The sequence below is a fragment of the Chryseobacterium endophyticum genome (assembly GCF_056333165.1).
The window spans coordinates 35,576-47,133 of sequence record NZ_JBWGXE010000006.1 but is presented as its reverse complement, the minus strand read 5'-3'; the positions used below and the strand labels follow the sequence as shown (position 1 = coordinate 47,133).

The 11,558-nt window shown below is 40.8% G+C and carries 5 protein-coding genes; all 5 read right to left on the bottom strand.

The genetic code is table 11. The annotated features are described in order from the left end of the window. Positions 1 to 148: 148 nt before the first annotated feature. From AC0N32_RS14235 to AC0N32_RS14215, 5 genes are read right to left on the bottom strand one after another with little or no spacing between them, the layout of a single operon-like run. A complete protein-coding gene (locus tag AC0N32_RS14235) occupies positions 149 to 2,149 on the bottom strand; it encodes a hypothetical protein (RefSeq protein ID WP_476394520.1) in 2,001 nt (666 codons plus the stop codon). A 2-nt stretch (positions 2,150 to 2,151) separates the two neighbouring features. Beyond that, on the bottom strand, positions 2,152 to 4,899 hold the full coding sequence (locus AC0N32_RS14230; protein ID WP_476394519.1) for a DUF6603 domain-containing protein: 2,748 nt from the start codon (positions 4,897 to 4,899) through the stop codon (positions 2,152 to 2,154). 20 nt (positions 4,900 to 4,919) lie between these two features. Further along, positions 4,920 to 5,645, bottom strand: coding sequence for a tail fiber protein (locus AC0N32_RS14225; protein WP_476394518.1), 726 nt, complete (start codon positions 5,643 to 5,645; stop codon positions 4,920 to 4,922). An 11-nt stretch (positions 5,646 to 5,656) separates the two neighbouring features. Then, the gene (locus AC0N32_RS14220; RefSeq protein ID WP_476394517.1) at positions 5,657 to 7,189 is read right to left on the bottom strand and encodes a hypothetical protein; all 1,533 of its coding nucleotides are present in this window, start codon (positions 7,187 to 7,189) and stop codon (positions 5,657 to 5,659) included. Positions 7,190 to 7,194: 5 nt separating this feature from the next. Then, positions 7,195 to 11,556 carry a hypothetical protein gene (locus tag AC0N32_RS14215; RefSeq protein WP_476394516.1) on the bottom strand — a complete coding sequence of 1,454 codons (4,362 nt, stop codon included), beginning with the start codon at positions 11,554 to 11,556 and terminating at the stop codon, positions 7,195 to 7,197. Between the last annotated feature and the right edge of the window lie 2 nt (positions 11,557 to 11,558).

Here is an 11,558-nt window from a genome sequence, read left to right as displayed (position 1 = left end):
ACAACCCTGTTTGAATCAAAATGCAATTGACAGACATTACAAACAACCCTGTTTTAAACAAAATACAAATTACATTAAGGCAAAACAACCCTGTTTGAATCAAAATGCAAATTCAGTGGGGCAAAACATTCCTTTTTTTCACCTGTCTTCAGCTAAGTTTCAATCCTGCTTTAGGCTGCCTGGACAGATATTCACTCGCCAATTTCACACTATCGCCGGCCGGTTTAATGAATTTCCCGGCCTGTGGACTGTAATCTTGTCCGAAGTGGGCATTTTCATTTTTGAGATAGATCCGGATATCGGAGAATTTCTGGCCGGTGATGTACAGACGCATGGTATCATTGATACGGGTTATGCAATGGAAATCAGTATTTCCGTCTAACTCCACCACGAGATGCGGCCAGTTTTTAATGGCTTGGGACTGCACGAGAATTCCATAATAAGGTTTCGTATAATTGAATACCTGATGAAGCGTTTTATTGTTTAAAACATAGTCTTCAAAATCGGTGATGCCGAGCTTTGGTCCGGCACTGAAAATCCCATACAGGAAAGCTAAAATCCAGAAATTGTCAATTTTAAAATATTTAATGCTTTCTTCGGTGCTTAAATCCGTGTGCGGAAGGAGATAATAAACGGGAAAATTCCTGAACTTCATCATTTCAGCCACATAGTCTGCCAGCAAATCCGGAAGATCAGGAGCCTGGGTGGTCAGGTTCGGAAGATGGCTGTACCGGTTTTGTTCCTGTACCAGATGATGCAGTTCCAGCTGATTCTTCCATTTTTTCAGCTCCTGGAGGACTTTATGGTCATTCATGATCATCAGCCGTCCCAGCTGCCAGGCTGCCGGGTAGGTCATATCATACATCTTCGTATCGTCATTAAAAAGGTTCAGATAATCCTGATGATCGGGAATATCTTTCCATCCCTTACCGTTCAGCATCTCATGGAGATCGAAGGAGTAGTTCCAGTTGGTAAAGGGTCCCTGATACCATGACACTATTTTACCGCCTGCTTTCAACTGGTGCTCGAGCGGTACTTTGGCGATATCAATTAACTTACTGACGGCATTGTTATGAATGCTTATTTTTGTCTTAAAAGGTTCAAGCTTTAGATCGTAGAGATACCCTTTTAAGTTTTTACCATTGTATTTTAAATATTCAAGAATGTAATTATTTTCTTCCTGAAAATGCGTCTCTTCCGTACGCTCAAAATCATGAACTGACCTGGGTTCCGGCAATTTCGTCCATCTTTCCTCACGATCTTTAAGATAGGTCTCATTGATGGAGATCAGCTTAAGAAGTTCAGGATTTGCCTTTGTCTTCAATTCTTCCAAAGTCAAAACCTCTGAGTTTTCCAGATCATTTTGAAACGTAATGAAATCCGGGTGATTTTTCAGTCTGTCCGTATCAATCTGGTATAAATCGGCACTGATGCTTTCGAAAGACCATTCGGACAAAACCACACAGGTATTGGTACCCAGATATTCGTTTTTCCCTCCGGAATTGTTAAGCTGATACTGTTCTTTTTCTTTAATAATAACCTCCGCGGAATAATAACAGACCAGAGCCCTGTATTTTGTTTCAGGTTCCACCATCCGCTGGGCGATAACGATGCTCGTCTCTCTGGGAAGATTCAGATCTTTAAGTTCATCATGCTCCTGAACCCTGACGTGTGCCAGTTGCGGTAAAAGCTTTACAGAAGGTAAAATTCCCTCGCTATCTTTCAGCGCATGCAGGATTTTCAACGGTTTAGGTTCACCGGCATCTTCTAATGAATCTCTTAACTGATTCGTATCGGTTTCCACGATTTCAAATGCTCCGGAAACCAATTCATCTTCCTTGAGCAAAGCCAGGAAAATATAGGGCGTCCGCTCCATTTCCGACCGGCAGTCGAACTCCCAGGGCAAAGTGCTCCGCCTGAACTGTATATGCGGAAAAGTACCGGCAAAATCGCCCGTATGTTGCACCGGAGGATACACGGCCAGTATTTCATTCTGAGGGATCGTATGGGTGTAGCCGGCTACATAAAAAACAACATCCTGATCCTGGACAGGCGTAAGGTTATTGTGCAGGCCGGTCTTAATCTCATATTTTCCTGAGACGACGGTGGGGATATGTGAAGGAGCAATTCCTATTTCTTCATGTACCATTTTTAAGATATTTGATAGGTTCCCAGCGGTTTTATTTTGTATTTGTAGACCTCAACATGGTTTTCCAGGTCGGAATAATCTATTTCATCTTCATCCAGAATTTGTAAAATATTCATGATGCTGTCGTTCAGTTTCACCGGGTTATTCTTTTCTTTTATTTCAACGGGCATAAAATCGTCCCGGTAATTTTTGGTGCAGGTGTCATATAAAGAGACCGTTACCGGATGAATTTCAGTTTCTATCTTTGAAAATTCCAGGCGGATGCCTTTACAGATATCTTTCAGCAGTTTAGGATCTGATAATGCAGCCTGGTTATCCGGCGCTGTATTCGTATGGTTCCATACCGATCTGGGAACCGATTTTAAAACAGGAAAACTTTCAAAAGAAGAAAAGTGATGTTCAGCACCATTCACCGATAGCCTAAGCTGATTTTCCAGCTGAGCTGATGCCGTATACACCGGATATATATTTTCAGGGCTAAATTTCCCGGTCATCAGCTGATCTCCAGCGATCTCAGTCACCGGAATTTCCGAATAAATCTCCAGAGCAAAAGTTTTCGGATTAACGATTACCGATTCGGTTCCGTTGGCATTCTTTATTTTTCTGATGATTCCGGACGTGATATTATGGGTAAGTATCCTGGCTGCATCGGGTAAAAAAGCCGAGATGAATTCGTCCTTCGTTAATGTTTTATCGACAGGCTTGTGATGGTTCCCGAATTTTACCTCCAGTTCGTAACCGGCTACTTTAAAAGTCGCCAGACCCCTGAAATCAGGACCTTCCAGCTGCAGTTTAGCGGTAAGGCTGAAAGACTGGTTGATGCTGAACAGCCATACATCCACGACTATTTTGGCAAAAATCTGTACGTGTACCTCGGCTTTATAATAGAATGGCTTCCATGAGATGATAAAATCGGCACTGAAAAGAACACCGATTTCGGCATAAACGATACGGCCGTCCAGTACCAGGCTCAAACCGCCCGCCACACCAGCCATGATACAGCTTGGCGTTAAAGCAAAATACGCTTTGCCGTAAAACTTTACGGAACCCAAAGTAAATCCATATCCTAACCGCGGGGTATTTTCCGGATAATGTCCGGGCACTTTAAAATCGGGATGATACCCGCCGAGGGTAAAGACAAAATCGCCGACGAGATCTCCTTTCAGCCACATCCCTAACGCAAAACCGCCCGTTAATTTCAGCTGGGGCAACAATACATAAGTGTTGTCCGTCAGCTGGCCTCTTGCCAAAAAGGTTCCTTCATCCAAATCGGCACGCATGGAAAAGGCAAATTCAAAATGATACACTCCTTCCAGCTTCATGGTCGATAAGCCCAGGAGGTTTATTGAGGTTTTATTTCCAAAAGCAATAGCCAGTATGCCTGTGGTAAAAATCATTTTATAGGAATCGAATTTAATTCCTGCCACGATCACATACGTATTCTCACTGGCCGGGAGGTAACGATTTAAATCATTAAAGATCTTTTTAATGGAATCGCCCGGCTTTAAGCCACCCTGATGAACGATTTTAACCAGCGGAAACTCCGGGATTCCGGTGATGCCGGGCATGACAAAATTCCGGTTCAGGCCAAATCCCAATGCAAATCCGTGGATATAAAATGCAGGATCCACAGGAATCGGAATACCTAAATATCCGAAGGCAAAAAGGGAAGAATATGTGGGGGTTTTAATATAAGAGCCGATGGCTAAAATTTCAATCTTCCCGAGCCTGAAAGTGACCAAACCGTTGTATTCTTCATTTCCGTTGTTTGTTTCCCTTAAAAATGCTCCGGCTATTGAGAATCCCGGCGTATCGTACATAATCGCCAGGCCTTTTAAAGTAAACTGAATTTCTTTCCATAATTTTTCCGGACTGAAATTCTGAAAGACCGTAAAGGGCACCTGAATGCCCAACCCGACAAGCTGTAAACCGAAAGGCCCCACATTAAAATCTGCCGATATGGAAATACTGATTATATTTTTTTCAATGGATGGTTTTACCTCATGGATCGTAACCAAAGGATTTTTCTTAGGCTTTTCCTTCTGAATATTGCCGCCCGGATCCTGATTTCCTTTTTTTCCGGAATCCGGAGCAGGTACCGGCAGACCGGGAACTTTTATGCCCTTCAAATCAAAACCGGGAAAAGTGATTTTCTGTTCCTCATTTCCATCACTGAGGATCATTCCTGCATTGAATCCTTTTGAAAGAGAGAGTTTTCCTTTGTTCAGCCAAATTTTTTGATCGACAAAGTTTTTCCTGGAAGCATTAACTAATTTTATTTTTTCGCAGGCTGAAGGCTTTTCCTTTTCCGAGAGGTACACCAGCTCTATCGCAGAAATAGAATAATCCTTAAGATACTCTCCCACCAGGGGCATTTTTTCAAAGCTGATCCGTTCGGCGATGGCTACCGAAAACAGCTTATATTCATCAGAAAAAACACCTTTCAGCCTAAGTTTTGAATACCGGGCTCCCAGCTGAACGGCAGTCAGGCTTTGTTTATCATCCGAGACTTTGTAAATACCGAAATTCAGCGCATTGGGGACAAATGGAATGATAAGATCTTTAGTATCGCCTTCATCCTCCAAAAGTTTAGAGATATTCTTTGAGACATCAGGCAGATGGCCAACAAGCGATGTTACGGCAATATCATCCTCTGATCGGGTGACATTGCCGGTAATCTTAAGGTCAACTCCTTTTATCGTGACGTTGAGCTCGAGCTGGATATTGGTTTTTAAACTTTCAGGACCCATGAATACATATTTATTTAATACTATTCTGCTTTAATAATATATAATAACTTAAAATGCGTAGGTGTTATATCGATGGGTGAAGATTTTAAATTTTCATTTCCCATAGTGTATGAGCTAAATGTATTCTCTTCAGCACTGGTACTATGAATTTTAGACGCTCCATTTCCACTAAAACCATCAGATGCATTACCATAGTTTATCGAAAATCTAAAAATCCGAGTAGTATACAAATGATCATGAGGAGGAAGATTATCCTCTCGTAGCTGTATTGAAGAGTTACCCGAATACTTATTCTTCCATTCTAAATTTGAATTATCTTTTACGGAAAGTCCCATGACAAATCTATTTGTTAAATCAGGAACATGATCTCCTATGATCTGTTTCAATTTAGGATGATCATTAGTAGAGCGTCCGTCACAAACCAGCCATCCATCAGGAATATTTTTGCCGGCAAAAGCGACCACGGTGCCTACCGGTAAAGAAACCAGTTCGTTTTTAACAAACAAATTATTCCTGATTTCAGTTTTCCCAGAACTTATTTTGATGAGCTCACTTGAATCCTTTACAATCGTCAATTCATTACTCAGAATCTCGATTTGATTTTTGAGCCTGATCATATCAGCCGTTAATGCATTGATGACCGCATTTTGTGAATCCAAAGTATCGATGTCGGCATTCCCGGAAGTAAGCCTGTCGATTTTCCCCTGATTAGAATCGAATTCATTTATGTATAATCTTTCTGACATATTGTTAGTGCTTAAAGTGAATAGAAAATTTTACCTGTTTTTATAAAGAACCGTACTTTTCCGTTTCTGTAGCCGGGAATATTCCTGTATTCCAGGTAGAAAGGATAAGCGCCGGATGGATTGGCAGGCGTTGACGGCCTGGCTTTTAATCCGGAAATCTCAAAAACAACAGATTCCCTTTTCCTTAACACATATTCTTCCTGGAAACACAAAAAATCATTAGCGGCTGACTTAGGACTGGTGGGAATATCCAGAAAAGACTGAAATTCCTTCAGCTTAGTATCAGAAGCCTGCTGCACATCGCTTTCCAGGATCATCAGGAAATTACCGCTCATCCTGAAACCGCTGCTGCCTGAAAACTTTACATCTTCGTCGGTCGTGTTGTTGATTAAAAGCCGGATAGTCTGTGTTTCGTTTCCGGCGCCATTATATAAAGTATCATTTCCCAGGATAAAAACGTCAAACGGGCTTTCGTTTCCGCCCCGCAGATCCACTACTTCAAACACTCTGTCGATGATAAGAGGCTGAGATTTGGTATAGGTTTTAGAAAAATCGTCTTTTGTAAGAGTCAGATTGTAAATCTCCAGCTGAACCAACACTTTTTCCTGGTTTAACAAGTTGATAATCGATAAATCTTCCAATACAGCCATTAGATTTGTACTATCCGCCTGCTGATTCCTGAGATCGAAAGAAACAGACAGATCACCCGATTCTTCCGTCTTATTTTCCGGATTCTGATATTTAAAAAAACCTTTTTTTACCTTGAGTTTTGCCTCACACTGATCATATTTTTCCAGCGTCATATCACCTGGGGAAAATTCGAAAGATAAAGGCTGCTGCTCATTTTCAATGACTAATTTATCATATTCCGCACTGTTGGTAAGCTTAAAGGTTACCGTATCGATTAAAGTAGATTTCGACAAAAGGGTAAGATGCTGCGCTATGGTTTTGTTGATGATATTTTCCACTTCATCTTTTGCCACGTCTCCATAAATCGACAGATCGGCTATTCGGAGCTGATCACCTTCGCTGTTTCCCCCGATGGTTATATTCAGATCTTCAGTTGAGTTATCCACTGAGATCAGGGCTTTTCTGTACAATAAAAAATTTTCATCGGTCATATAAAGAGCCAGGCCGCCGGCATCGTCAAAGTACAGAGAACCGTTGAACCAGTGATTTTCCCTGATCCTAAAGTCTGCATCATTTATTTTAATGCTGTTTTTGAAAGAGATGGCATTTCTGCTGTTCGATTTGATGACGCTCAGGATTTTCTCCCCAACCGTGATGAGGCTGATCGCGCCGTTGTTATTTTTCTTATCGTAATTAAAAAAGAAATTAATTAAAGTTCCACCTTTGCTGACTGTTTTTTTGAAGGTCAGTTCCAGTTTACTGTTATCCTTGAAATTGAGGTAAGAACCTTTGTACTCATCAAAATCAACCTCAGGATTATTTTCAGTATTTGCCTGAACCTGCGTTTTATAGTTGTTAATAATTTGGTTACTCACTAAATTATCCAGAGGAAAATAATAAGATAATTTTGCCATAATGTTTAAAATTTAGTCGATTTTATGGATAGCCATCCTTCTTTTAAAACCAATGGTGGAATAGCCCCGGAATTCGTATTAAAATCACTGATCTGCAAAATGGTATCTGATTTTTCGTCAACCATTTTCAGCAGTATTTTTTCATATTCGTCCTGCTGCTCTTTGAATTTAACCTTTTCCAGTTCGCCCACATTAATAAAATAGATCTGCTCATCAGGATAAAAAGCATCCTTCTGAATGATTTTTTTATTCATCAGAGACTGTTTAAACCCTTCACTGACCATCAGGGAAGCATTGCCGGTTCTGAAAACATATAATTTACCCGATAATTGTTTAAGATCAATTATTTTATTGGAAGTCTTTAATGCCAGCAGATTCATGACCTCTTTTTCGAAATCATCCAAAACAGATTCGTTTTTCGATTGCAATTCGTTTATTTTGCTAAAGTTGATGAAGAAGACTTCATCATTCAGCAGGTTCGTTTCAGATGGAATGACATAGCCTTCTCTGATAAGGAATTCTTTGAGCGCGATAAATTTTTTGGTTTTAAAATTATTGAAATCAAATGCAACTTTCTGGGCTTTAATGCGCTCCTCTTTAAAGATCCAGCCGGTCACCACATCGTTAATAAATCCGGATCGTACTGCATTTCCTGCTGTTTCATTTTGCCTGTCAAATTCCTCCTTTCTGATAAAGTAGATTTTTTCATCCGGGAAAAATGCGGACAACTGATTGATCAAAAGGCCTTCATTTTCCAAATCCGACAACAAAGCCTGTACATAATTTTCAGTCTCCGGATTTTTATTAAAATCGATCGCCAGATTTTGGGTAATCCGGTTTTTTACCGGTGGGTTTGCAGAGGATAAAGGTTGTCTTTTAATTTTCTTTTCGAGTTCGATCCATGACCATTCGTAACGGTTGTCTTTAACCAGGGACAGCTGAAGGTTTTCTTTAGGCGTTAAAACAGGAGTGGTGAGTAACGTCAGCTCAATCCTTTTTAAGGCATTTTTGATTCGATGGTAAGGCAGCCTGATGGATTTCTCCGGCAGAATTCCGGTTTTAACATTTAAATTCCCTTTCGGATGCATCAGAACATATCTCCGGCAGGCATTTAAAGTGTCGTTCAGAGCCAGATGGTTTTCCTTATCCTGGGGTTTATAACTGATCGAAGAACTGATCAGGCCCCGACTGTCAAGTGTGTCCCATATTTCCCTTCCGTCAATTGGGTTTTCTTTCAGGAAATCTTTCAGGGTGTAAGAATGATTTTCGAACTTTTTAATGACATCATTGTTGAAATAAATTTTACTTTCCAGGTATTTCACGCCCAGTCTGTCAGCAGATTCCCTGTCTTCATCTTTAAGATTATAGTGCCAGTACGCCAGTACGCCGTCATTGTACTGATTCAGATCACCGATAGATATCGGAATTTCCACTTTGTCATACTTCCGCTGATTGTCGTATGTATTAATGCTGATATTCTCGGAATAATTGATATCGTAGAGTGCTTCGCCTTTGGTGAATAAATTAATATTAACCAGGGTGATGGCGACGGGGACTGAAGATATGGTTTCCAACAGCGAAGGATTGGCGCTGTCTTCAGGAGACGTATGCTCCATTGTTTTTTGGAGTTCCTTAATAAACTCGTCTTTTTTACCCGATTTGCAAATGCGTTCAATCAGCCAGTGGATGATTCTTTTAAGATGTGGGTTTTTCACCACAGATCTGTATTCTTTATTTTCCTGCGCAAGGTCTGCATCAAAAGGCGAAGATTCCCACTGGCCTTCGGTATCTATGGCTCCCAAATGCTTTCCATGAGCATCAAAAAACTCAATACGCTGGTTCAGGTAAACCGGAACCATCCAGCCGAGTACGGAAGATTTCTTTTTATCGGTGAGCGTACCGGTAAATCTTGTGCTCAGGGCGGCGGACTGCAGATATCTGGGCGGCAGCATGACCCATTGGTCTTTGTTTTCGATTTTCTGTACGTGGGTTGTTAAAATTTTCTCAGGCTTTATTATTTTGTCCCTCCCGAAAGAATCGATAATCCTGAGCCGGCTTATTTTAAAAGCTCCGTTCCTGAACGGGTTAAAAATCGATAATCTGTTGGGAGTTAAAAGGTTTAAGCTGTTAAAATATTCTTTACATAAGCTTTCAATATCGTTTGCTATTTCCTGATGGTCTTCAAATCCGTTGGGAATCAGCGGCAATACCGATAAGCCATTGCTTCTCTGCAGCATCAGATTATTGAAGTCGGAAAGCGTTAATTCAAATAAGGAAGTATCTTCCATTTTGTGCAGAAAGCGATTCATCCGGCCGATCAGCTCCGTATTTTCCGCTTCGTCGATCCGGCTTAGGTTTTTTTCCAGCTTTTCTTTTACATATTCCTGGACTGTATTGCTGACAAAAGACTGCCCGTAATAGGTGTTGGGATTCGGCATGTACGCCAGGTCATTCAATCGGTATTCTTTTATCAAATCAGCATTAAGTTCATCTAAAATATAAGAGTCGCGTAAAAAGTTTTCACTGAATTTTTTATCCGCTGTCAGGTAGTGGCCTTCTTTTTTAGGCAGGAATAAACTTTCCCATTCAACTTTATACGTATGCCATCCGTTCACATTAATTTCCTGAAAATCAGAAATTTCATTCAATATGTTTTTATAGGTGTCTTTTTGCTTTGAATCAAATAAAAGATCAGGTTTTGACTCAGGCAGCTCCGACGGATTGGTAAACAGGTTAAATACCGTATTCTTTTTGGCGGAAGAAATGATGATACTTGGCGGCAACGCACTGAAGTAATCGGTCCTGCTTTTTTTCGACAAGACGACTTTCGTTTTATACCTCTGATTCAGCAACACCTGAAATTCTTCCTGATCAACCGCATCACCGGAATTTTCTGCCCGCATCAAAAATCGGATGATGGCATAATCACAGTATTTGATGTAATAACCGGATATTTTCTTTGAAAACAAAAGCTGCAGATCAGCGATCCTGCGCTCGGTTTTTTTGAGTTTTCCCTTTAAAATGTTAATCTGGGAAATCAGGAGTCTGAGATCGTCTTTAACCTTATTGATGTTTTTATCTTTGGTTAAGAATAAAGCGCTCAGGTAAGTCGACCAGTGCAGGTACAGGCTTTCAATTTTAGCATGCAGCCTGAAAGTATCCAGTTCACCATTATTCATGAACCTGTTGATGGCCTCCAGCTCTTCTTCCAGAGATTCATAATAGGAAATGCGGGTAAGCTCCGGAAAGCTGATGCCGTTCCAGATAGCGAGAATGGCTTCACCGGATAATTCCGATTGATCGGGAATGCTTAATTTCTCCTGTATATTGCGGTACTGATGATCAACCTCTTTGCTGAACTCGAAATCCAGCAGGTTGATGTCAAAATCATATTCCCGGATGGAATCTTCATCGTCGGCACTGACCACATTGAGGATGTATTTTGTAGTCCCGGATGTTTTATGAAACTGCTGCTCATGCTGCTTATGCCTCAATCTTGAAATCCAGTCCAGGTTCAGGTCTTTCAGTTCATCAAAATTGATCATAGAAGACATCTGCTCTTCCTGCTTTTGGAGATCGTGTTTTGATAAATCAGGATTATTCGTATTGATAATCAACGCAGAAAGCGTTTCCGGTAAAGTATTGGCAATGGCGATATCAAATGATTCTTCATGTTCAACTGCTGTATCAGGCATTAGCTGGAATTTACCGGCTACGAAATATTCATCGATGTCCGTCTTTGCGGAATCTTCCACCCAACCCATTACCGTATAAGCATCGTCCCCGGTTCCATCTTCATCGTAAAATCCGAACATACTTCTACAATTCGGATAATGAATGTCAAATGAAAAGCTTCCCCAGCCGAGTGCCGTGAGATTTTTTAAATAATGGTCTGTGGTATGCGATGTATGAAGCCATTCTTCGAGCCTGTATCTCCTTCCGGTATAGATAAAGCTAAATTGATCCTGCCCTTCCTGCGTGTAGGTACACGTTGTATTTTTGTTTAGTTTCGGATCGTTGACATTCCAGATGTAGTCACTTTCAACAATCCATTCTTCACCATCTCTTTCTCTTTTTATATACCAGCGGTTCGGCGCTTTGGGCAGGTTTCCCGTATCGTCAAATTTTTTGAAATAAGCGGGCAGAACAAAATGAAGATGGATTCCCTTATCCAGATAAATGCCATTATCCCACGAAAAAGGTCTCGGGATAATAGAATTTGTTTCCAAAGGCACATTCGGATTTTCAAAGACATCATTCTCTGTATTCATCCATGGCACATTTTCAAAACGGATATCCTGGCCGATGACCTGTTCAGGTGATTCAAGATATAAAGCATTTATCCGGAGGGGAAATATATTGGGCATAT